This is a genomic window from Rhodococcus sp. OK519, assembly GCF_003051005.1.
Lineage (GTDB): Bacteria > Actinomycetota > Actinomycetes > Mycobacteriales > Mycobacteriaceae > Prescottella.
The window spans coordinates 425,268-448,623 of sequence record NZ_QAOW01000004.1; the positions used below are offsets into that span (position 1 = coordinate 425,268).

The window sequence follows — 23,356 nt, forward strand, 5'->3', positions numbered from 1 at the left end:
TCAGACCAGACCGAGCGCCCGAACCGCGTCGCGTTCCTGCTCGAGTTCGGTGACCGAGAGGTCGATCCGCGCCCGGGAGAAGGCGTCGATGTCGAGGTCCGGCACGATCTGGAACTCACCGTCGGCGCAGGTGACGGGGAACGAACTGATCAACCCCTCCGGGACGCCGTAGGAACCGTCGGAACACACCGCCATCGAGACCCAGTCGCCGTCCTCGGTGCCGGAGATCCAGTCGCGGACGTGGTCGATCGCGGCACTGGCGGCACTCGCCGCCGACGACGATCCACGTGCCTTGATGATCGCGGAACCACGCTGCTGGACGGTGGGGATGAAGGTGTCCTCGATCCACGCCTGATCCGACACCGCGTCAACGGCGGGCTTGTTGCCGACGAAGGCGTGGGACAGGTCTGGATACTGTGTTGCCGAATGGTTGCCCCAGATCGTCATCCGCCGGATCCCGGCGGCCGCCTCCCCCGTCCGGTGCGCGAGTTGCGCGATGGCGCGGTTGTGGTCGAGCCGGGTCAGCGCGGTGAATCGGGTGCGCGGCACTCCGGGCGCGTTCGACATCGCGATGAGCGCATTGGTGTTGGCGGGGTTACCCACGACGAGAACCTTGACGTCGTCGGCCGCCGCTGTCTCGATGGCCCGTCCCTGAGTCGTGAAGATCGCGCCGTTGGCAGCGAGGAGGTCGCCGCGTTCCATCCCCTGCGTGCGGGGGCGCGCTCCCACCAGCACCGCGACGTTGGCGCCGTCGAAGCCGGCCGTCGGGTCATCGGAGATGTCCACGCCGCTCAGCAGCGGGAACGCTCCGTCCTCGAGTTCCATCGCGACGCCCTCGGCGGCGCGAACCGCCGAGGGAATCTCGAGCAGTCGCAATCGAACGGGGGTATCCGGGCCGAGCATGTCGCCGGCAGCGATCCGGAACAGCAGACCGTAGGCGATCTGGCCGGAAGCCCCCGTGACGGTGACCGTGACCGGCGCCTTGTGGACAGGTGCAGTGTGCATGCCGCCTCCTCGCGTCGTATTCGACACCTTCCACGGTAGTCACGAATTCGACGGCGGGAGAAAGAGATCGGTCACACCCCGCTGCAGCGGACGAGTGTGTCGGCAGTCACACCTGGACGAGTTTCGCGAGGTCGCTGCGGTGGCTGAGCGCCAGCTTCTCGCACGCACGGTAGATGTGGCCCTCGACAGTGCGCACCGACAACACGAGCCGACTGGCGATGTCCTTGTTCGACAGCCCGCGACCCACCAGCACCGCAACCTCACGTTCGCGATCGGTCAGGGGCAGCGGTCGCGCCGCCTTCGCGAGTGCCGGTGTGGTCGCGCCGTCGCATTGCGACGCGAGCCAGTGCGCCTTCGCGGCGGACGTCAACTCGCCGCGACGATCATTGGATCGGGAGTACGCCGTCGCCGCCTGGGCGTAGGTGTCGGCGGCGGCCAGCAGGGTTCCGGTGCGTTCGAACTCGGCCGCCAACGAATCCAGCGTCGCACCGTCCGCCTTGGCCAGTGCATGCGCCCGCGCCGCCGCGACCCGCGCGAAGGGGCCGTCGACGAAGCCCGCGAGTTCGGCCAACCGCGAAACAGTCGAGTAGTCGCCGAACGTCGTCGCCACATCCAGCGCGATCGCCTCGACGGCGTACTGCCCGGACTGCGCCGCCAGTTCCCCGGCCCGCCGCGCGGCGTGTACCGCCGCCGAGACCTCCCCCGCCGAGCCCGCGACCCACGCCCGTGCCACCTCGATCAACGGGTCGAAGAACGCCAGTTCCGGTCCGGAGTTTCGCTCGGCAACCGCGAGCGCGGCGGCCGCGTCGGCGCCTTTGCCCTGTGCGGCCCGCACCTGGCACAAGCTCACGGCGGCCAGCAGCATCCACTCCGACCGGGTCTCGCGGTCCAGCACCGCGAGCGCCTCGGTGAGGTGTTCGGCGGCGTCGTCGAGTCGCCCGCTCGTCAGTTCCACCACACCCGATGCGACGTCGGCCAGCGCGGCGCTGTTGGGTTGACCGGCCGCGAGGTCCCGGTAGCGCGCCGAGGTCGCCTCGGCCACCGACAACCGTCCGACGAGGGTCAGGGCCAGCACCTCGAAATAGCCGATGTGGAATCGCAGCAGACCGTCGCCGTGCGAGATCGCCTCCCACGCGGAGGCCGCGAGAGCCCCCACCTCGAGGCCGCGCCCGGACACCGTCAGCGCGGCCACGCCCGCGAAGACCCCACTCGCGCGTGCCCACGGGTGCGCCTCGGGCGCCGCCTCCACCCGCCGAGCCAGGTCGATCGCCGTCCCGAGATCCCGGTCGTAGAGATGCAACACGGCGTCGAGGGCGACGACGGACACCGCCAGCATCGGATCGGTGATCCGGTCGCGCTCGCGCTGGAACAGCGCTACCGCCTCCTGGGGGCGTCCCGCCTCGAGATACAGGCTCGCGACGCGGGTCAGCAGCCATCTCGCGACGTCGTACTCGCACAGCGCGTCAGGATCGACGGCTGCGAAGACCTTCTCGGCCTCGTCGCCCTTGCCCTGCCACATCAGCGCGCGCCCCAGCGCGAACGAGGCGTCGAAGCCGCCGCCGCGGCGAACTGCGGCGCCGGCGAGCCGGGCACCCAGTTCCAGGCTGGCCATCGCGATCGCGTCCTCGGCCCCACGCACCAGGAGTTCGGGGTCCGGTTCGATGCCCGACTCCATAGCGAGTTCCGCGATCCGCATCGACGTCACGACGCCCGGGTCGGGCGATTCACGCAGCACCTCGACGAGGCGCCGCTTGATGCGCTGCGCGGCGAGCACCCCGGCACGGTCACGAATCACCTCACCGAAGAGCGGATGGGCCAACCGCACGACGTGCGCGTTGCCGACGTCCCGGATCCGGACGAGGTCCATCCGCTCGGCCTCCTCGATCGACCGGCGGCTCACCAGTTCGCTGAGGACCTCGAGCTCGAGCGGCTCACAGAACGCCAGGTAGTCGACGACGTCGAGGGCGTCCCGCGGTGTGCGGGCGAAGCGTGATTCGAGCAGTGATGCGAGGGCGGCCGACACACCGGGCCGGCCCCGCAGTTGCCACACGCCGCCGGATCTGCGGAGGGTGCCGCCGTCGAGGGCGCCCTCCACGAGATGCCGCAGGAACAGCGGATTGCCTTCCGACGCCTCCCAGATGGCGTCCGCGCTGAACCGCTCGACCGGGGCGCCGAGCACCTGATGCAGTTCCTGGTCCATCTCCGCACGAGTGAACGGCTGTACCACGAACGGAGTGAGCAGCCCGTCCTTCCAGAGTGCCTCGATCGCCGACGGGACCGGCGCGCCGCTGCGGACCGTGACGACGAGGCGCACGTCCCGCCCGACTGCCAACTGGTGCACCAGACCCGCGGAGAACTCGTCGAGCAGGTGCGCGTCGTCGACACCGATGATGGCGGCGCCGCCGTCCGGGGCCACGCCGTCCTCGGCGAGCACATCGCGGACGGCCCGCAGGGCGACCACCGGATCGCGGGACGTCGTCCGGGCGAGGTGCGGGGCGAAGGCCCCGAGGGGAATGCTCTGGGTCGATTCGGTGCCCGCGATCCAGCGGGCGTCACCGGTGAGCGATCCCACCAGCTCCCGCGCCATCGTCGTCTTGCCCACGCCCGCGGTGCCGACCAGCACCACTCCGCACGACCTTCCGTCGCGGAGCAGTTCCCGAGCACCCTCGAACGCAGCCTTGCGGTCGAGGACGGGCCAGAGACCGACCATGCTTCGAACGATAATCCTGTCGGCGGGCCCCGCGCACCGAACCACTCAACCCGCAATCAGGGAGTTACTGGACGGTCAGTCCGTCACGACCGCTTTCGGCGGCTCAGTTCGAGAGCGCTGCCACTTCCGCGTCGGTGAGGACCGTCTGGGGCACGCGCCCCGCGTCCCGGGCCAGCGCCACGGCCCGGTACAGCGGTCGCTCCTCGAGGCCCGCGCCGCGGGCCTCCGCTCGCAACTGATCGATCAGCAACGACGCCGCCGCCGCGGCCGGAGCCAGCTCACTCGCCGACAGGGCGTCGGCGAGCTTGCGCAGGCCCAGCACGTCGAGTTCGCGGCCACCGTCGGCGGTGTAGAGCGCGAGCGGCACAGTGCGGACCCTGCGGCCGTCGCCGATCCGCAGGACTACCTGACTGACCCGCGCCGCGCGGACGACGAACTCCACGCTCGCGGCCTGCGCGACGTCGATCCGCCTCTCCACGAGGCCGTTCGAGGCATGGATCGTGGTTCCGGCCAGCCACATTCGACGACGGGTCGCCAGCAGAGCGGACACCGCAGTGGGAAGCGCGATCACCGCGGCGACCACGACCGCGATCAGCGGTGCAGCGAAGATCGCCACCACTCCGCCCACCACGATCCCGATCACAACGGCGACCAGTGCGACCTTCCGCATGCGCGGCGCCAGCATCGCCGCCGGGATCAGGTCGAGGGAGAACTCCTCCCCCGCCTGCCTGTCAGGCGTCGGCAAGAATCGAACCGATGTGTGCGACAACGCCGTCCATCGGCACCGACGTCTGCTCGCCGTTGCCCAGGTTCTTGACCGCTATGGTGCCGGCAGCGAGATCCTCGTCGCCCAGCACCAGCGCGAGACGGGCACCGGACCGATCCGCCGCCTTCATCGAACCCTTGATGCCGCGCTCGCCGTAGACCATGTCGACGCGGATGCCGGCCTCGCGCAGCGCGTACGCGATCTTCACCATCTCGGTCTTCGCGGCGCCGCCCAGCGGAACCCCGAAGACCTCGCAGCGCGCCGGGTTACCGGCGGACTTGCCCTCGGCCGCGAGCGCGAGGATCGTCCGGTCGACGCCCAGGCCGAACCCGATGCCCGACAGCGGCTGTCCACCGAGTTGCGCCATCAGCCCGTCGTAGCGGCCACCGCCGCCGATGCCGGACTGCGCGCCCAGACCGTCGTGGACGAACTCGAACGTCGTCTTGGTGTAGTAGTCCAGGCCACGCACCATGCGCGGGTTGACGACGTACGGCACGCCGAGCGCATCGAGGTGTGCGAGAACCTCGTCGAAATGGGCCTTGGCGCTCTCCGAGAGGTGGTCGAGCATGAGCGGCGCGTTCGCCGTCATCTCGCGCACTTCCTTGCGCTTGTCGTCGAGCACGCGCAGCGGGTTGATCTCGGCGCGACGGCGGGTGTCCTCGTCCAGGTCCAGCCCGAACAGGAACTCCTGCAGCCGTTCCCGGTACTGCGGGCGGCAGGTGTCGTCGCCGAGCGAGGTGATCTCGAGGCGGAAGCCGTCGAGACCGAGACCGCGGAAGCCGGCGTCGGCGATCGCGATCACCTCGGCGTCGAGCGCGGGGTCGTCGACGCCGATCGCCTCGACGCCCACCTGCTGCAGCTGACGGTAGCGCCCGGCCTGCGGGCGCTCGTAACGGAAGAACGGGCCCGCATAGCTGAGCTTCACCGGAAGCTGGCCGCGGTCGAGCCCGTGCTCGATCACGGCGCGCATCACGCCGGCGGTGCCCTCGGGACGCAACGTCACCGAACGGTCGCCGCGGTCGGCGAAGGTGTACATCTCCTTCGACACGACATCGGTGGACTCACCGACACCGCGCGCGAACAACCCGGTGTCCTCGAAGATCGGTAGTTCGATGTGCCCGTAGCCCGCCAACCGGGCGGCCCGGGTCAATCCGTCGCGCACGGCGACGAATTCCGCGGACTGCGGCGGGACGTAGTCGGGAACGCCCTTGGGGGCCGAGAAGGTGCTGAGGCCTGACTTACTCACGGTGGTTACTTTTCCTTACTGGGAGGCGGTCAGTCCAACGAGGAACGGGTTGGCGGCACGTTCCTGGCCGATCGAGCTGGAACCTCCGTGCCCGGGCAGGATCGCGGTGGTGTCGTCGAGTACCAACAGCTTCCGCGCAATCGACTGCAGCAACTGGTCGTGGTTGCCACCGGGCAGGTCGCTGCGGCCGATCGAACCCTGGAACAGGGTGTCCCCGGTGAGCGCCACCTGGAGCGGGCCGTCCTCGGTGGCCAGTTCGGTGCGGAACACGACGGATCCCTGGGTGTGGCCGGGCGTGTGGTCGACGACGAAGTCGATTCCCGCGACGGTCAGCTCGTCCCCGTCGGCGATCTCGATCACCTCGGCGGGCTCCCGGAATTCGACGCCCGCAATCATCTGGTTCATCGACGAGCCGATGCCGCGGCCCGGATCGGTGAGCATGTACCGGTCCTCCGGGTGGATGTAGGCCGGGATGTCGTAGCGCTCGCACACCGGGTGCACCGACCACGTGTGGTCGAGATGGCCGTGGGTGAGCAGAACCCCCTTGGGCTCGAGCCCCTGCTGTTCCAGAAACTGCACCAGCGGCTCAGCGGCGTCCTGCCCGGGATCGACGACGACGCACTCCCCCGAGTCGTCGTGCGCGAGGATGTAACAGTTGGTCTGGAACATCCCGGCGGGGAATCCGGTGACGAGCACGGCGACAACTCCTAGAGTACGGGGCGGTTACGGAGGCCATTCGGGATCCGACGCGGATCAGTACAGCCTAGGCTGTCGCCCCGCCAGGATCCTCTCAGGTTGAGGTGGCAGACTCGCGCATGTCCCATGCGCGGTGACGGGCGCCACGGGAGATTCCGGAACAAACCGAACGAGACGCACGGGAGGACGACTGCAGTGCCGAGCAATCAGCAGCGCCGCGAGGCCGCGAAACGAAAGCTGGAACGCCAGCTCGAACGGCGCGCCGGGCGCGCCCGCAAGCGCAAGCAGATGACGATCGGCGGAATTATCGTCGGCGCGATCGTGGTGATCGCGGTCGGTGCCGTCGTCGTGACGCTGTCCGGCAAGGACGACAACACGACCGACACCACCGCCGCGTCCGAGACACCGAGCGCCGCCGCGATGCCTGCCGGCCGGGCCACGCCACTGCCGAACCTCGTCAACTGCACGTACACGCCGGCCGAGGCCGCTACGAAGCCGAACAATCCGCCGCGCGCCGAGGGCATCGACACCACGGTCGCGACGGTCAGCGCGAGCATGGAGACCACGCAGGGGCCCATCGGGCTGACCCTGGACAACGCGCAGTCGCCGTGCACCGTCAACAACTTCGCCAGCCTCGCGTCGCAGGGCTACTTCGACGGCACCACCTGCCACCGCCTCACCACCAGCGACTCGCTGAAGGTGCTGCAGTGCGGTGACCCGACGGGCACCGGGGCCGGCGGTCCGGGCTACCAGTTCCCGAACGAGTTCCCCACCGACCAGTACGCCCCCGACGACCTCGCCGCGCAGACGCCGGTCACGTACAAGCGCGGCACCATCGCGATGGCCAACGCCGGAGCGGGAACCAACGGCAGCCAGTTCTTCCTCGTCTACGGCGACTCGACACTGCCGCCGCAGTACACGGTCTTCGGCACGATCGACGAGACCGGGCTCGCGACGGTCGACAAGATCGCCGCCGCAGGAGCCGAGGGCGGCGGCGCCGACGGCAAGCCCGCCACCCCTGTCGACATCACGAGCGTGAGGTTGGATTGATGAAGCGCACAGCACTCGCGGCCGCCGGACTCGGCGTCGCCCTCCTCCTCACCGCATGCTCATCCGGCGACGGTGATTCGTCGGACACCGCCGGTTCGACGAGTTCGTCGAGCATGTGGACCACCCCCGAGGCGCCGAAGATCGATCTGTCGCAGTACCCGGCACTGCCCGCGGTGCCGGCACCGTCGGCACCCACCGTCGACTGCAGCTATTCGGCCGCGGGCAACGCCGCCAAGGACGTCACTGCTCCGAACGGGACCGCTGTCTCCACCGCGGGCACGGTCGGGGTCGCGCTGACCACCGGCCAGGGCCCGATCGGAATGACCCTGGACCGTGCAGAAGCGCCGTGCACCGTCAACAGCTTCGTCAGCCTCGCCGAGCAGGGCTACTTCGACGGCACCCCGTGCCATCGTCTCTCCACGTCGCCCGGCCTGCAGATGCTGCAGTGCGGTGACCCCAGCGGTCGCGGAAACGGCGGGCCCGGCTATCGGTACGCCAACGAGTACCCGACGAACCAGTTCGCGCCGAACGACCCGGCGCTGAACAACCCCGTCGTGTACCCGCGCGGCACCGTCGCGATGGCCAACTCCGGTGTCGACACCAACGGCAGCCAGTTCTTCCTCGTGTTCGAGGACTCGCTGCTGCAGCCGAAGTACACCGTGGTCGGCACGATCTCGGAGGAGGGCCTCGCCACGATCGAGAAGATCGCGGCCGCCGGCGACGACGGATCCAGCTCAGCCGGTGGCGGTGCCCCCAAGACCCCGGTCACCATCGAGACCGCCAAGGTCGCCTGACCTCGTTCCCACAGCTGAAAAGGCCCCCCGAGCGCTCGGGGGGCCTTTTCAGCTGGTTCAGGGTTGCTCTTCGTCTACGCCGCGGAGGTGACGCGGTAGACGTCGTAGACGCCCTCGACGTTGCGGACCACGTTGAGCACGTGGCCGAGGTGCTTCGGGTCGCCCATCTCGAAGGTGAACTTGCTGACCGCGACCCGATCGCCGGACGTGGTGACCGACGCGGACAGGATGTTCACCTTCTCGTCGGCGAGCGCCTTCGTCACGTCCGAGAGCAACCGGTGCCGATCGAGCGCCTCGATCTGGATCGCGACGAGGAACAGCGACGTCGGCGACGGCGCCCACTCCACCTCGATGATCCGCTCCGACTGCTGACGCAGCGACGTCGCGTTGGTGCAGTCCGTGCGGTGCACGCTGACCGCGCCGCCTCGGGTCACGAACCCCAGGATCTCGTCGCCCGGCACCGGGGTGCAGCACTTGGCGAGTTTCGCGACCGTGCCCGGCGCACCCGGCACCAGCACACCCACGTCACCCGATGTGCGCGAGCGGGTCGGGATCGTCGACGGCGTCGACCGCTCCGCCAACTCCTCCTCGACGGCCGTCTCGCCGCCGAGATGCGCGACCAGGCGTTGCACCACGTGCTGCGCCGACACGTTGTGTTCGCCCACCGCCGTGTACAGCGCGGAGACGTCCGCGTACCGCAACTCGTGCGCCAGCGCGGCCATCGCCTCCGCGTTGAGCAGACGCTGCAACGGAAGTCCGCCGCGGCGAACCTCCCGGGCGATCGCGTCCTTGCCGGCCTCGAGCGCCTCCTCGCGGCGCTCCTTCGCGAACCACTGCCGAATCTTCGCCTTCGCGCGCGGGGACACCACGAACGTCTGCCAGTCCCGGCTGGGGCCGGCGGTCTGTGCCTTGGACGTGAAGACCTCGACGACCTCACCGTTCTCGAGCGTCCGCTCGAGCGCCACCAGTCGCCCGTTGACCCGGGCACCGATGCACCGGTGCCCCACCTCGGTGTGCACGGCGTATGCGAAGTCCACCGGAGTGGATCCCGCCGGCAGGGTCACGACGTCACCCTTCGGGGTGAAGACGAAGATCTCCTTGACCGCGAGGTCGTAGCGCAGCGACTCGAGGAACTCGCCCGGATCCGCGGCCTCACGCTGCCAGTCCAGCAGCTGACGCATCCAGGCCATGTCGTCGACCTCGGCGACATCGCTGGAATGCTTGCCCTTCGTCTCCTTGTACCGCCAGTGCGCGGCAATGCCGAACTCGGCGGTGCGGTGCATGTCGCGCGTCCGGATCTGGACCTCGAGCGGCTTGCCCTCGGGACCGATCACCGTGGTGTGCAGCGACTGGTACACGCCGTAGCGGGGTTGCGCGATGTAGTCCTTGAACCGGCCCGCCATCGGCTGCCACAGCGAGTGCACGACACCGACGGCGGCGTAGCAGTCCCGGATCTCGTCGCACAGGATCCGGACGCCGACCAGATCGTGGATGTCGTCGAAATCGCGGCCCTTGACGATCATCTTCTGGTAGATCGACCAGTAGTGCTTGGGGCGGCCTTCGACGACCGCGCTGATCCGCGACGCCGACAATGTCGCGTTGATCTCCGCGCGCACCTTCGCCAGATACGTGTCACGCGACGGCGCCCGGTCTGCGACCAGACGCACGATCTCCTCGTACTTCTTGGGATGCAGGATCGCGAACGCGAGGTCCTCGAGTTCCCACTTCACCGTCGCCATCCCGAGCCGATGCGCGAGCGGCGCAATCACTTCCAGCGTCTCGCGGGCCTTGCGGGCCTGCTTCTCGGGCGGCAGGAAGCGCATCGTCCGCATGTTGTGCAGACGGTCGGCGACCTTGATCACCAGCACGCGGGGATCGCGGGCCATCGCGATGATCATCTTGCGGATGGTCTCGCCCTCGGCTGCCGAGCCGAGCACGACCTTGTCCAGCTTGGTCACGCCGTCGACGAGGTGCGCGACCTCGTCGCCGAACTCGGCGGTCAGTTCGTCGAGCGAGTACCCGGTGTCCTCGACGGTGTCGTGCAGCAGCGCTGCCACGAGCGTCGTGGTGTCCATCCCCAACTCGGCGAGGATGTTGGCCACGGCCAGCGGATGCGTGATGTACGGGTCGCCGGACTTGCGGAACTGCGTCGCATGCCGCTGCTCCGCGACGTCGTATGCGCGCTGGAGAAGTGAAAAGTCGGCCTTGGGGTAGAGCTCACGGTGCACCGCGACGAGCGGTTCCAACACCGGACGGATCGGCGCGTTGCGCTGACCGGTGATGCGACGCGCCAGACGCGCCCGCACGCGGCGCGATGCCGACGTCGGCACCGGCGCGCTCTTCTCGGTGGGAGACGCCCCACCGGTATTCGTGGCATCAGCGTTCTGGGAACGATCAAGATGCTGGGTCATGCCGTCACCTCCTGCCACCGCATTGCCACGGCCACTCGAAACCCGGTGGCACTGCTACACCACCAGGCACAACTGTAGTCCTCAGACCCTGACCAGCGACGTCAGCGGGTACCGGTCGAACCGCTGCCGACCACCCAGCTCCTCGATCTCGAGGACCACCGCGACACCGACGACCACGGCGCCCGCCCGCGACAGCAGTTCCGCCGCCGCCAGCAGCGTGCCGCCCGTGGCGAGGACGTCGTCGATCACGAAAACTCGACGCCCGTTCAGGTCCGGCGCATCGCATGGAATCTCGAGTGTCGCGGCACCGTACTCGAGCGAGTAGCTCTCGGAGTGCACCGGCGGCGGAAGCTTGCCGGCCTTGCGTACGGCGAGCACGCCGCAGCCGAGTTCCAGTGCCGCACCGCCGCCGAGGAGGAAGCCTCGGGCGTCGACACCTGCGACCAGATCCGCCCCGGCACCCGCGGCTGCGAGGCCCTCGATCACCGCGCGGTAGCCGGGCCCGTCCGCGAACACGGGCGTGAGGTCGGCGAACCGGACACCGGGGGTCGGGAAGTCGTCGCACCAGCGGGTCAGACGGGAGACTGCGTCGCCCGCCCGCTCGAGTACCGCGGAGAATTCCGGGGTGGGGGCTTCCGGTGCATCCATCTGAGAAATCACCTGAGAAGTATCCACCTGTCCATGTTCCACCCCGCACCGGACCTCGTCGGATTGGGGACGACCGCGTGCATGCCCTTCGAGTGGGCGATGGTCCGCGGCTGGTCGAACAGGGGGATCGTCGGCATCTCGTTCCACAGGATCGCCTCGGCCTCACCGAGCAGCGACATGCGGGCGGACAGCGATGCATCGACGGACAGTTGGTCGACCACCTGATCGAATCGCCGGTTGGAGAACGATCCGAAATTGTCGCCGTTCCCGGTGCGCAACGCGAAGGCTGCGGCATCGACCGTGTCGGTTCCGGCGGCACCGGCCGCGGACGCGGTGCCCGCCAGCACAGCGTCGACCTGTCCGGCCCGCAGGGCCGTCGGCGAGAAGTCGGGCGAGCCCGCGTCCTCGACGGTGATGCCCGCGCCCGCGCAGGAGTCCGCGACGATCCGCACCGTACGTGCGCGCCGCTCGTCCGGGCCGAGATACCCGACCCGGACCGTCAACTGCTGCTGGCCGGCCGCCTCCCGCGCGGACGTCGCACCCGCAATATCGGGATCGGTGTACAGGCCGCCCTCGGCAGCGACCGCCGACGGATAGAACAGCGTGTCCGGAGCCGTGATCCGAGAGTCGACGACGCCCGATCCCACCCCGTCGGCGCGGTCGAATCCGGGGTGCCCGAGTTCGTCGTACAGCCGCTGCCGGGGCAGACAGAGCGCGAAGGCCCGACGTGCATCGGCCGAACCGAACACGCCGTGCGTCGCGAGCACGAACTGCTCCACACTGCGCGACGGCTCCTCTGCGACATCGAACCCATCACCCGGATCGAATCCGGAGAGGGAACCGGCACCGACGTCGACGACCTCGACGTCACCGGCAGCCATTCCGGACTGGACGTCCGAACCCTTGGGCCACACCACGATCCGCGAGGTCTGCGGTTTGATGCCCCACCACCGCTCGTTCTCGACGAGGACGAGACCACCGTCCGCGGTATACGAGTCGATCCGATACGGCCCGGACGAGGGCAACTTGGTCAGATCCAATTCGCCCGGCACCAGGCGCCACCCGGTGTTCCAGAAGTCCGCGATCCGGCCGATGGCATCCATATCGCCGCTCCGAATCGCGCCGACGAGATCGGGCACGCCCGCGGACTGCGCCGCGACGTGTGCCGGCATCAGCTCGGTGGCCCCGAACAGCGACCGCCAGCCGAGGTAGCCGCGACCGGGCGCGAAGACGACGGTGGCGTCCTTCGCCCCGGGCTGACAGTCGACGCGTTCGATGTCCGCGTACCCCGCCCGAGTCGCGGCGTCGAACATCGGCACCGGACCGCCGTCACCGGGGCGCGTGAACCGGCCGTTGCCCGCCGCCCACGCGAGGACGAAGTCGTCGCACGAGACCGGAACTCCGTCCGAATAGACCGACGCCGGGTTGAGCCGGTACTGGACCGTGAGCGAATCTCCCGGCAGCACGTTCGCGGTCCCGAAGTCGGTGTCGGCTACGGGTGCGCCGGACGGACCCGTGTAGTTCATCCCGGTGAGGACCCTGCTCAGTGCCTGCACGGCACCGGTCGGCGATCCGTCGACGGTATTGCCGTTGTAGGTGGTCACGACGTTGTCGATCGCGTACCCCAGCGACGGCACCTGATCGGCGGGTTCGCCGCAGGCTGCGGTCGCACCCACCGCGACCGCGGCGGCCAGGGCGACGATCGACCTGGCCGCGCGGCGGGTGGCACGGGGGGCGCGGCGGAAACTGTTCGCGTCCGGCATGTCAGTGCCTCTTCTTGTTGCGCTTCCCGGTCGGTACCGCGCCGGGTCGCGGCGACGAGCCCGCGGTCGAAGGCACTCGTGCCTCCGACCGGGCACCTCCGGCGCGGGCGCCGTTGTCGGCGCGCTTGGCGAGCACCTTCTTGGTGTGCGCCGCCACAGGTCCCCACCGCTCCTTGATCGACACCAGCATCGGGGTCGCGGTGAAGATCGACGAGTACGCGCCGACGAGGATGCCCACCAACTGGACGAGCGCGAGGTCCTTGAGCGTGCCCACGCCGAGCAGCCACACGGCCACCACCATGAGGGCGATCACCGGCAGGACCGAGATGACCGTGGTGTTGATCGACCGCATGAGGGTCTGGTTGACGGCCAGGTTCGCCTGCTCGGCGTACGTGCGCCGGTTCAGGTGCAGAATCCCGCGGGTGTTCTCCTCGACCTTGTCGAACACGACGACCGTGTCGTAGAGCGAGAAGCCGAGAATCGTGAGCAGGCCGATCACCGTCGCCGGCGTGACCTCGAAACCGATGAGCGAGTACACGCCGGCGGTGACGACCATGTCGAAGAACAGCGAGATGATCGCCGCGATCGCCATGTCCCGTTCGAAGCGGATGGCGATGTAGATGCTGACGATGATGAGGAAGACCACCAGCGCGATGAGGGCCTTCTTGGTGATCTCACCGCCCCACGTCTCACTGACGTCCGCGACGCTGATCGCATTTTTCGACGGATTGCCGTCGCTGTCCTTTGGCTGGAACTCGTCGTACAGAGCGTTCTGCAGCGAGTTGACCTGACCGGCGTCCAAGGCCTCCGAGCGGATCTCGATCGACGAGCTCGAACCCGAACCGACCGTCTGTACCGACACCGCTTCCTGGCCGAGGCTGTCGGCGTAGACGGTCTCGACCTGTTCGGTGGTCACGCCGGAGGGCGCCGGGAACTGGATGCGGGTGCCACCCTCGAACTCGATGCCCAGCGTGAAGCCGCGCACGACGATGCTCAGCAACGAGAGCCCGACGATGGCCGCGGTGATCATGTAGTAGAACTTGCGGCGCCCGATGACCTCGAAGCCGCCGGTGCCGGTGTAGAGCCGCTGCAGCCAACTGTGGTGCGGCAGCAGTGCCCGATCGACGCCCGCGTCGCTTGCGCCCGTGGAGGTTGCGGAGGTGTTCGACTCACTCATGTTCATGCCTCCATGTCCGACGATGCCTGCGGGGTCGATGCCGCGACCACCTTGCGTTCGCGAGCGACCTGCTGGACCGCGCCGAGACCGTTGACGCTCGGCTTGGACCAGAACCGGGACTTGGACGCCATGTACACCAGCGGCCACGTCACCAGGAACACCACGACCACGTCGAGGATCGTCGTGAGGCCGAGAGTGAACGCGAAGCCGCGCACCTGACCGACAGCGAGGGCGTAGAGGACCGCGGCGGCGATGAAGCTGACCGCGTTACCGGAGAGGATGGTCCGGCGGGCACGCGCCCAACCACGCGGAACGGCGGACCGGAAGCTGCGACCCTCACGCATCTCGTCCTTGATGCGCTCGAAGAACACGACGAACGAGTCCGCAGTCATACCGATACCGATGATCAGACCTGCGATGCCGGCGAGGTCGAGCGTGAACCCGATGTACCGGCCGAGGAGAACCATGACCGCGTAGACCATCAGGCCCGACAGCACGAGCGACAACGCCGTCAGGACGCCGAGCATGCGGTAGTAGACCAGGCAGTAGATCAGCACCAGCGCGAGACCCACGGCGCCCGCGATGAGGCCGGCCTCGAGCGACGCGAGACCCAGGGTCGCCGACACCGTCTCGGCCTCCGACGCCTGGAACGACAGCGGCAGCGAACCGTACTTGAGTGTGTTCGCCAGTTCCTGCGCCTGTGTCTGGTTGAACTGTCCGGTGATCGACGTCGAGCTACCGGCAGGGGTCGCACCCTGCACGACGGGAGCGCTCACGACCTTCGAGTCGAGGGTGAACGCGGCCTGCTTGCCGATGTTCGCTGCCGTGAACTGCGCCCATGTGGTGCTGCCACTGGACTTGAAGCTCAGGCTCACCTCGTAGCGGGACTGCTGGGAGTTGTACCCCGAGCTGGCGTCGGAGATCTCCTGGCCGTCGATGATGCTGGGCGCCAGGAGGTACACGGTGGTGCCGTCCGTCGAGCACGCAACGAGCGGCAGGGCCGGATCGTCGTTGCCCTGCAGCGGGTCCGGTGCCGAGCAGTCGAGGGTCGCCATCGCCTGCTGCTGGACCGCCGGGTCCTCGCTCTGGCGGGTGGCCTTGGCCTTGGCGATCTCCGCTGCGGCGGCCTCGGGCGAACCGGGGGTGGGCTCGGCGGACGCCGGCGCAGGTGCCGTCGCCGGAGCAGGTTCCGTTGTCGGAGCAGGTTCCGTCGTCTCGGTGGGATTCTGCGCCGGGAACGGCCGCTCCTGAGCGTCCGGGATGGCGGCGGGCTCCGTCGGCGCGGGCGCCGGCGTGGTCGGGGCCTGGGTCGCGGGCGCCGGCTGCGCGCCGGGAGCGGCCGCCGCCTGCGAACCGATGACCGGCCGGATGTACAAACGGGCCGTCTGACCGAGCGAACGCGCCTGTGCGCTGTCGTCACCCGGGACCGTGATCACCAGGTTGTCACCGTCGATCACCACCTCGGAGCCGGACACGCCCAGTCCGTTGACGCGCGTCTCGATGATCTGCTGCGCCTGACGGAGACTGTCCTGGCCAGGGGTGCTGCCGTCAGGAGTCCGCGCGGTGAGGGTGACTCGCGTCCCGCCCTGAAGGTCGATCCCGAGCTCGGGGGTCGGGGACTTGTCTCCGGTGAAGAAGACCAGCGCATACAGCACCGCGACGAGCGCCGTGAATACGGCGAGCGCGCGCACTGGGTGCACCGATCCTGTCGAAGGTGCCACGGTCTGTCTGTCTCCTCGGTACGTGCGGATCAGATGATGACGCAAAGGTGATGACGCAAATCAATGACAAGTAAGGACACTCGGCGATCCGAGCGCGAACCGGCCCACGACGACAGGGGAAACCTGCCGCCGCGGGCGGCTACCGCTCTATTCGCCGTTCAGACGACGCTGGGTCTCGTCCGGGGTCTCGTCGCCATGATCGTCGGCGTCGGTCTCGTCGGAGTCGAGTGTCTCGTCGTCGTCGATGATGTGCTCACGCACGACCATCCGCGACCAGGTGGTGACGACGCCGGGAGCGATCTCGAGATCGACCGTCGCATCGTCGAGGCCCGCAACCGTCGCATGCAGTCCGGCAGTGGTCATGACTCGGTCACCGATCTTCAGGGAATCCTGGAGATCGGTCGTCTTCTTCATCTCCTTCTTCTGCCGCCGGATGCCGAGGAACATCGGCACGAGCAGAGCAAGAATCAGAAGCGGAAACAGCAATTCCATCAGGAAGTCAGTCCTCGGGTTCGTCACTTAGGGCGTTACACAGGGCGATGCCACGGAACCGGGTCGGTGCCGCGCCAGTGACCAGTGTGCCACTAGCGGGTCGATCGAAAGGGAAATCGTCACCGATGGCATTTCGCTCATATCGAACAACGTCGGTCGACGAACGGAGGAATCACCTCAGGATTCACCCGTGCCGGCGGCATCCGGGTCGAACGACCCGAGTTGTGGCTCCCTGGCGCGCACCTCGATTCCGCCCACCGCAGCGTCCGGCGGTGGGATGAGGCCGAGCTGAGCCCACGCTGCGGCCGTCGCGACCCGACCGCGGGGCGTCCGGGCGATCATGCCCGCACGCACGAGGAACGGCTCGCACACCTCCTCGACAGTGGACGGCTCCTCCCCCACCGCGACCGCGAGGGTCGACACGCCCACCGGCCCTCCACCGAAGCTCCGCACGAGCGCTCCCAATACCGCCCGGTCCAACCGATCGAGCCCGAGCACATCGACGTCGTACACGGCGAGGGCTGCCTGTGCGACCTCCTTGGTGACGACACCGTCGGCACGCACCTCCGCGTAGTCACGCACGCGGCGCAGCAACCGATTCGCGATTCGCGGCGTGCCGCGCGACCGTCCGGCGATCTCCGCGCTCGCGTCCTCACCGAGTTCGATGCCGAGGATGCCGGCCGACCGGGTGAGGATGAGCTGCAGTTCGTGCGGCTCGTAGAAATCCATGTGCGCGGTGAAACCGAACCGATCTCGCAGCGGTCCGGTCAGTGCACCCGATCTCGTGGTGGCACCGACAAGCGTGAACGGCGCGACCTCGAGCGGGATCGACGTGGCACCCGGCCCCTTCCCGACCACGACGTCCACCCGGAAGTCCTCCATCGCGAGGTACAGCATCTCCTCGGCCGGGCGTGCGATCCGGTGGATCTCGTCGATGAAGAGCACGTCACCCTCGACGAGGTTGCTGAGCATCGCGGCGAGGTCGCCGGCGCGTTCGAGAGCGGGACCGGACGTCAGCCGCAGCGACGTTCCCAGTTCCGTAGCGATGATCATTGCCATGCTCGTCTTGCCCAGGCCGGGCGGACCGGACAGCAGCACGTGATCGGGCGTCCCGCCGCGCATCTTCGCGCCGGTCAGGACCAACTGCAACTGTTCCCGGACCCGCGGCTGGCCGATGAAGTCGGTGAGGCTCTTCGGCCGCAGGCTCGATTCGATCTCGCCGTCCGAGGCGACGAAGTTCGCGGTGACGGCCGACTCGTCGTCCGGCCCCGCGTGGTCGCCCGCGCCGTCGTCGAAGATCATCGCGTCTTTCCGAGCAGCGCGAGCGCCGACCGCAGGACGGTGGACGTCGGGGCTTCGGGATCTGCTGCGACGACGGTGTCGGTGGCCTTCTCGGCGTGTTCGAGGCGGAAGCCGAGCCCGGTCAGCGCCTCGACCACCTGATCTCGGACGACGCCGGCCGACGACACAGCAGCCGCCCCCGGGATGTCGCCGGCCACGGCGACGGCTTCGACCTTGTCGCGAAGCTCGACGACCATCCGTTCGGCGCCGCGCTTGCCGATTCCGGGAACCCGCGTCAGAGCGGTGACGTTGCCCTCGGCCAGCGCCTTGCGCAGTGACTCGGGCTCGAGCACCGCGAGGATCGCCATCGCCAGGCGCGGACCCACCCCGGACACGGTCTGCAGCAGCCCGAACAGATCGCGCGATTCGGCGTCGGCGAATCCGTAGAGCGTCATGGAGTCCTCGCGCACGATCATCGCGGTCAGCAGACGTGATTCGTCGCCCCTCCGGAGCGTCGCGAGTGTCGCGGGCGTGGCGTTGACGCGGTATCCCACTCCCGCCGCCTCGACCACCGCATGGTCCAACCCGATGTCGAGAACCTCACCTCGAACCGAAGCGATCACCGTGTCCCTGCCTTTCCGGCTGCAACTTCTCTCAGTCGCGCCTCGTACCGCCGCTTCTGCTCGGCTGCGGCCGCCTCGGCCGCGGCCATCCGATCCAGCATCGGCGCGCGCCAACAATGGCAGATCGCGAGGGCGAGGGCGTCCGCCGCGTCGGCGGGCTTGGGCGCGGTGTCGAGTCCGAGAATGCGGGTGACCATGGCGGTGACCTGCTTCTTGTCGGCGGTACCGCTGCCGGTCACGGCAGCTTTCACCTGACTCGGGGTGTGAAAGCACACAGGGATGCCCCGCTTGGCCGCGGCGAGGGCGACTACGCCGCCTGCCTGCGCGGTCGCCATCGCGGTCCGCACGTTGTGCTGGGAGAACACTCGTTCGACGGCCACGACGGTGGGCCGGAACCTGTCGAGCCACTCGTCGGCGGCATTGGAGATCCCCAGGAGCCGCGACGCGAGTTCCATGTCCGGCGGCGTCCGAACGACGTCGACCGCAACCGGTTTCACCTCACGCCCACGGCCGGCATCCACGACACCGAATCCGCATCGCGTCAGGCCGGGGTCGACACCCAGAACACGCACGCGCCCACCTCTCGCACTACCGAACAGTTGTTCGAGCATAGCGGGAGGCGGGCGCGTGACGATGCACCAACACGCAGTCGGTGCGGTGGAGACTATGCGTCGAGTTCGGCGAGTACCTCGTCCGAGACGTCGATGTTGGTGTACACGTTCTGGACGTCGTCCGACTCCTCGAGGGCGTCGACGAGCTTGAACACCTTGCGGGCGCCCTCGGCGTCCACCGGGACCTCGACGGAGGCACGGAAGTCCGGATCGGCCGACTCGTAGTCGACACCGGCCTCGACGAGCGCGGTGCGGACGGGGATCAGGTCGCCGGCCTCACACACGATCTCGAAGGAGTCACCGAGGTCGTTGATCTCCTCGGCACCGGCCTCGAGCACGATCTCCAAGAGGTCGTCCTCGGTGCGGCCGTTCTTCTCCAATACGACGACACCCTTGCGAGTGAACAGGTAGGAGACCGAACCGGGATCCGCCATGTTGCCGCCGTTGCGGGTCATCGCGGTCCGAACCTCGCCTGCGGCACGGTTCCTGTTGTCGGTGAGGCACTCGATGAGCACCGCGACACCGTTGGGGCCGTAGCCCTCGTACATGATGGTCTGCCAGTCGGCGCCGCCCGCCTCTTCACCGGCGCCGCGCTTGCGCGCGCGCTCGATGTTGTCGTTCGGCACCGAGGTCTTCTTGGCCTTCTGGATGGCGTCGAAGAGGGTGGGATTACCCGCCGGATCACCGCCACCGGTACGAGCCGCCACCTCGATGTTCTTGATCAGCTTCGCGAAGGCTTTGCCGCGCTTGGCGTCGATCACAGCCTTCTTGTGCTTGGTGGTGGCCCATTTGGAGTGGCCGCTCATTCGTGGGAGCCCCTTCCTGCAGCGCGCCGTGGCAATTACGACAAATCCCACGACGAATCGACTGCACTTCTGTCGGATGTTCGATGCTACCTGCATACCTTTCCACGTCGGACGGAGCGCCCACCGACCAAGGTCACGATCCGGTACCTCTTGGACAGTTCCGTGGACAGTCCGCCCGGTTCGTTGGAGCCTTCCAAAGACATCGATGACGACATCCATGACTGGACTCGAAGGACGACGGAATCGACTTCTCGCGCGGGGGCGCACGGAGGGAAGTCGGAATCGTTGGGGGAAAGGGCGTACTCATGCGCATTCACGGACCGGGCCGATCGAAACGGGTGAGACGGCGGCTGATCGCCATCGCCGCGGCGGTGCTCGCGCTGCCTGCTTTCGTCGCCGTAACCGGGCCGACAGCGGCTGTGGCGGCACCTGCCGGCGGGTACGAGGAAGTGTTCGTCGACTCGTCGATGGGCCCGATCAAGGTCCAGATCCAGTGGGCCGCGCGCGGCGGAAACGCCGCGCTGTATCTACTCGACGGCATGCGCGCGCGAGACGACCGCAACGCGTGGTCGTTCGAGACGAATGCGCTCGATCAGTTCCGCCTCGACAACGTCACCCTGGTGATGCCGGTCGGCGGTCAGTCGAGCTTCTATTCCGACTGGTACGGGCCGAGCAACTTCAACGGGCAGAAGGTCACCTACAAGTGGGAGACCTTCCTGACCCGGGAATTGCCGAACTACCTCGCAACCCGGGGTGTCTCCCGCACCAACAACGCCGTGACCGGATTGTCCATGGGCGGATCCGCGGCGTTCACCCTCGCGGCGTATCACCGCGATCAGTTCAAGTTCGCGGGCTCCTACTCGGGGTATCTCAATCTCTCGGCGCCCGGCATGCGCGAAATGATCCGCATCGCGATGCTCGAGGCCGGAGGTTTCAACTCCGATGCCATGTGGGGCCCGCCATGGGACCAGCAATGGATGCGGAACGACCCGTTCGTATTCGCACCGATGCTGCGTGGGCTGTCGATGTACATCTCGTCGGGCAACGGACTACCTGGAGAGTACGACGCGCCCGGAGCCCTGTTGGGGTCGCTCGGATCGTCGAACCTGCAGGGCTCGCTCGGATCGTCGGGATCGATTACGTCGTTCAACACGTCCAACGCGATGGGGCTCGAGTCGCTCGCCCTGGCCAACACGCGCGCGTTCCAGATGCGACTGGAAAGCCTCGGGATCTCCGCGACGTACGACTTCACCGCGCAGGGCACGCACAACTGGGGCTACTGGTCCGCGGAACTGTGGAAGTCACGTCCCCAGATCCTCGACGCCCTCAACGCGTGGTGACCACGGCCAGGTGACCGGTGCGGGGCCTCAGTTGCCCCGCACCATGTCCACGAACAGTTGATGCACGCGACGATCGCCGGTGACCTCCGGATGGAACGAGGTGGCCAGCACAGGGCCCTGTCGCACGGCCACGATGTGGTCGGCGGCGGGGCCTTCCGGCACGCGGGCCAGCACCTCGACGCCGGGTCCGACACGCTCGACCCACGGCGCGCGGATGAACACGGCGCGGACGGGGTCGCCGTCGATCCCGGTGAATTCGAGATCGGACTCGAACGAATCCACCTGACGGCCGAAGGCGTTGCGGCGCACCGTGATGTCGAGTCCGTCGAGATGCTGTGCATCCGGACGAGTATCGAGGACCTCACTTGCCAGCAGGATCATGCCGGCACACGATCCGTATGCCGGCAGTCCGTCCTTCAATCGCGCACGCAGCGGGTCGAGAAGTTCGAACACGGTCAGCAGGCGGCTCATCGTCGTCGATTCGCCACCCGGAATCACCAGGCCGTCCACGGATTCGAGTTCGGACAGTCGGCGCACGCCGATCGCCCGGGCCCCACTGGTTTCGAGTGCCGCGAGATGTTCGCGGACGTCGCCCTGCAGTGCGAGCACGCCGATCGTCGGTTGATTGGTCACGAGTGAAAATCCTGCACTATTCGACGCTATTGACTCCGGAAACGCTATCAGCCGCCGGTCCGCAGTCCGCATCCGCCAAGGCCCGACGGGCGACGTCAGTCGCGGCGCAGAAACCGCGTGAGCCCCTCCTGGACGACGGCCGCCACGAGGTGGCCTTCACGGTTGAAGATTCGGCCCTGGGTGAGAGCACGCCCGAATCCCGCCGACGGCGACGATTGGTCGTAGAGCAGCCAGTCGTCGGCCCGGAACGGACGCATGAACCACAGCGCGTGATCGAGGGACGCACTCTGGATCGGGGTGTCGGGGTGCGTGGTGCTGGCCGAAGCAAGCAGCGTCATATCGCTCATGTACGCGAGCGTGCAGATGTGGAAGACCGGGTCGTCGGGCAGCGCCTCGCGGGAGCGGAACCAGACCTGCTGCTGGACGGGAACGCCCCGCCGGCGCTCGATCCGGTCGGCCGGCACGTACCGCAGATCCCAGTCCGCCCACTCGCGGAACTCCCACGACATCTCCTCCGACGTAAGCGTCGAGGCGTCGGGCAGCTCCTCCGGCGCGGGCACCGGCGGCATCATGTCCTCGTGCTCGATCCCCTCGTCGAGAACGTGGAACGACGCCGACATCGTGAAGATCGCCTGCCCGTCCTGCACCGCGGTTACCCGACGCGTGGTGAAGGAACGGCCGTCCCGGATGCGGTCCACGAGGTACACGATCGGCATCACCGGATTACCGGGCCGCAGGAAGTAGCCATGCAGAGAGTGAACGTGGAACTGCTCGTCGACGGTCCGCACCGCGGACACGAGTGCCTGACCGGCAACCTGACCGCCGAACGTGCGGGGAAGGATCGTCTCGGTCGCGATACCCCGAAAGATGTCCCGCTCGAGTCGCTCGAGTTCGAGGATCTGCTCGATCTTCGCCATCTGGGGCTCCTTCCGCCACGTTCGCTCAGGCTAGCAACGCACAAACACGAACGCGGTGAGAGCCGTATCGGCCCTCACCGCGTTCGTCAGACCTGGATCGATCCGCGGGTCAGATCACCAGCCGCGCTCGGCGAGGCGGTGGGGCTGGGGGATGTCGTCGACGTTGATGCCGACCATGGCCTCGCCCAGGCCACGCGAGACCTTCGCGAGGACGTCGGGGTCGTCGTGGAAGGTGGTGGCCTTGACGATCGCGGCAGCACGCTCGGCGGGGTTGCCGGACTTGAAGATGCCGGAGCCGACGAACACGCCCTCGGCGCCGAGCTGCATCATCATCGCCGCGTCCGCGGGGGTCGCGATGCCACCGGCGGTGAACAGGGTGACGGGGAGCTTGCCGGCCTTGGCGACCTCGACGACGAGGTCGTAGGGGGCCTGCAGTTCCTTCGCCGCGACGTACAGTTCGTCCTCCGGGAGGGAGGTCAGGCGGCGGATCTCCTGGCGGATCTTGCGCATGTGGGTGGTGGCGTTGGAGACGTCTCCGGTGCCGGCCTCGCCCTTGGAACGGATCATCGCAGCGCCCTCGTTGATGCGGCGCAGGGCCTCACCGAGGTTGGTGGCACCACACACGAACGGGACGGTGAACGAGAACTTGTCGATGTGGTTCTCGTA

The 23,356-nt window shown here is 68.1% G+C and carries 20 protein-coding genes and 1 pseudogene; 3 read left to right on the forward strand and 18 right to left on the reverse strand.

Features of this window, described 5'->3' with window-relative positions; translation table 11 throughout:
* The 5 genes from C8K36_RS14320 to C8K36_RS14340 form a co-directional block, all read right to left on the reverse strand.
* The gene (locus tag C8K36_RS14320) at window positions 1–1,005 is read right to left on the reverse strand and encodes a malate dehydrogenase (protein WP_107985145.1); all 1,005 of its coding nucleotides are present in this window, start codon (window positions 1,003–1,005) and stop codon (window positions 1–3) included.
* 106 nt (window positions 1,006–1,111) lie between these two features.
* Window positions 1,112–3,715 (reverse strand): helix-turn-helix transcriptional regulator, encoded by a 2,604-nt coding sequence (locus C8K36_RS14325; protein WP_107985146.1) that lies wholly within the window; start codon window positions 3,713–3,715, stop codon window positions 1,112–1,114.
* 103 nt (window positions 3,716–3,818) lie between these two features.
* Window positions 3,819–4,400: a hypothetical protein gene (locus tag C8K36_RS14330; protein ID WP_107985215.1), complete on the reverse strand. Its 582-nt coding sequence runs from the start codon at window positions 4,398–4,400 to the stop codon at window positions 3,819–3,821.
* A gap of 46 nt (window positions 4,401–4,446) precedes the next feature.
* Window positions 4,447–5,727, reverse strand: coding sequence for a histidine--tRNA ligase (hisS, locus tag C8K36_RS14335; RefSeq protein ID WP_107985147.1), 1,281 nt, complete (start codon window positions 5,725–5,727; stop codon window positions 4,447–4,449).
* A gap of 15 nt (window positions 5,728–5,742) precedes the next feature.
* Window positions 5,743–6,423: an MBL fold metallo-hydrolase gene (locus C8K36_RS14340; protein ID WP_107985148.1), complete on the reverse strand. Its 681-nt coding sequence runs from the start codon at window positions 6,421–6,423 to the stop codon at window positions 5,743–5,745.
* A 195-nt stretch (window positions 6,424–6,618) separates the two neighbouring features.
* Here C8K36_RS14340 and C8K36_RS14345 point away from each other — a divergent pair, with 195 nt between their 5' ends.
* Both C8K36_RS14345 and C8K36_RS14350 read left to right on the forward strand, forming a co-directional pair.
* The gene (locus tag C8K36_RS14345) at window positions 6,619–7,473 is read left to right on the forward strand and encodes a peptidylprolyl isomerase (RefSeq protein WP_107985149.1); all 855 of its coding nucleotides are present in this window, start codon (window positions 6,619–6,621) and stop codon (window positions 7,471–7,473) included.
* Window positions 7,473–8,267, forward strand: a complete 795-nt coding sequence (locus tag C8K36_RS14350) for a peptidylprolyl isomerase (RefSeq protein ID WP_107985150.1) — start codon at window positions 7,473–7,475, stop codon at window positions 8,265–8,267. The genes C8K36_RS14345 and C8K36_RS14350 overlap by 1 nt, the downstream gene beginning before the upstream one ends.
* Before the next feature lie 74 nt (window positions 8,268–8,341).
* Here the strand turns inward: C8K36_RS14350 and C8K36_RS14355 are convergent, their stop codons facing one another.
* The 10 genes from C8K36_RS14355 to C8K36_RS14400 form a co-directional block, all read right to left on the reverse strand.
* Window positions 8,342–10,678: a RelA/SpoT family protein gene (locus C8K36_RS14355; protein WP_107985151.1), complete on the reverse strand. Its 2,337-nt coding sequence runs from the start codon at window positions 10,676–10,678 to the stop codon at window positions 8,342–8,344.
* 81 nt (window positions 10,679–10,759) lie between these two features.
* Complete coding sequence (locus C8K36_RS14360; RefSeq protein ID WP_107985152.1) at window positions 10,760–11,326, reverse strand: adenine phosphoribosyltransferase; 567 nt, start codon at window positions 11,324–11,326, stop codon at window positions 10,760–10,762.
* 8 nt (window positions 11,327–11,334) lie between these two features.
* Entirely contained in the window at window positions 11,335–13,089 is a 1,755-nt protein-coding gene (locus C8K36_RS14365) for an ABC transporter substrate-binding protein (protein ID WP_107985153.1), read from the reverse strand.
* Between the two features lies 1 nt (window position 13,090).
* Window positions 13,091–14,266: a protein translocase subunit SecF gene (gene secF, locus C8K36_RS14370; protein WP_107985154.1), complete on the reverse strand. Its 1,176-nt coding sequence runs from the start codon at window positions 14,264–14,266 to the stop codon at window positions 13,091–13,093.
* A gap of 2 nt (window positions 14,267–14,268) precedes the next feature.
* A complete protein-coding gene (secD, locus tag C8K36_RS14375; protein WP_181319546.1) occupies window positions 14,269–15,987 on the reverse strand; it encodes a protein translocase subunit SecD in 1,719 nt (572 codons plus the stop codon).
* A gap of 147 nt (window positions 15,988–16,134) precedes the next feature.
* Window positions 16,135–16,479, reverse strand: coding sequence for a preprotein translocase subunit YajC (gene yajC / locus C8K36_RS14380; RefSeq protein WP_107985156.1), 345 nt, complete (start codon window positions 16,477–16,479; stop codon window positions 16,135–16,137).
* A gap of 177 nt (window positions 16,480–16,656) precedes the next feature.
* The gene (gene ruvB / locus C8K36_RS14385) at window positions 16,657–17,781 is read right to left on the reverse strand and encodes a Holliday junction branch migration DNA helicase RuvB (protein WP_107985157.1); all 1,125 of its coding nucleotides are present in this window, start codon (window positions 17,779–17,781) and stop codon (window positions 16,657–16,659) included.
* Window positions 17,778–18,383, reverse strand: a complete 606-nt coding sequence (ruvA, locus tag C8K36_RS14390) for a Holliday junction branch migration protein RuvA (protein WP_107985158.1) — start codon at window positions 18,381–18,383, stop codon at window positions 17,778–17,780. Before ruvA ends, ruvB begins: the two co-directional genes overlap by 4 nt.
* Window positions 18,380–18,955: a crossover junction endodeoxyribonuclease RuvC gene (gene ruvC / locus C8K36_RS14395; RefSeq protein WP_107985159.1), complete on the reverse strand. Its 576-nt coding sequence runs from the start codon at window positions 18,953–18,955 to the stop codon at window positions 18,380–18,382. Before ruvC ends, ruvA begins: the two co-directional genes overlap by 4 nt.
* Window positions 18,956–19,047: 92 nt before the next feature.
* The gene (locus tag C8K36_RS14400) at window positions 19,048–19,800 is read right to left on the reverse strand and encodes a YebC/PmpR family DNA-binding transcriptional regulator (RefSeq protein ID WP_107985160.1); all 753 of its coding nucleotides are present in this window, start codon (window positions 19,798–19,800) and stop codon (window positions 19,048–19,050) included.
* Window positions 19,801–20,105: 305 nt separating this feature from the next.
* On the opposite strand from C8K36_RS14400, the gene C8K36_RS14405 reads away from it, so the two are divergent.
* Window positions 20,106–21,140, forward strand: a complete 1,035-nt coding sequence (locus C8K36_RS14405; RefSeq protein WP_107985161.1) for an alpha/beta hydrolase — start codon at window positions 20,106–20,108, stop codon at window positions 21,138–21,140.
* Between the two features lie 27 nt (window positions 21,141–21,167).
* On the opposite strand, the gene pdxT is transcribed toward C8K36_RS14405, so the two are convergent.
* The 3 genes and pseudogenes from pdxT to C8K36_RS14420 form a co-directional block, all read right to left on the reverse strand.
* Window positions 21,168–21,773 carry a pyridoxal 5'-phosphate synthase glutaminase subunit PdxT gene (pdxT, locus tag C8K36_RS14410; RefSeq protein WP_107985162.1) on the reverse strand — a complete coding sequence of 202 codons (606 nt, stop codon included), beginning with the start codon at window positions 21,771–21,773 and terminating at the stop codon, window positions 21,168–21,170.
* Between the two features lie 95 nt (window positions 21,774–21,868).
* The gene (locus C8K36_RS14415) at window positions 21,869–22,690 is read right to left on the reverse strand and encodes an acyl-CoA thioesterase (RefSeq protein ID WP_107985163.1); all 822 of its coding nucleotides are present in this window, start codon (window positions 22,688–22,690) and stop codon (window positions 21,869–21,871) included.
* Between the two features lie 114 nt (window positions 22,691–22,804).
* Window positions 22,805–23,356: pseudogene (locus C8K36_RS14420) on the reverse strand (pyridoxal 5'-phosphate synthase lyase subunit PdxS); the annotation flags it as partial.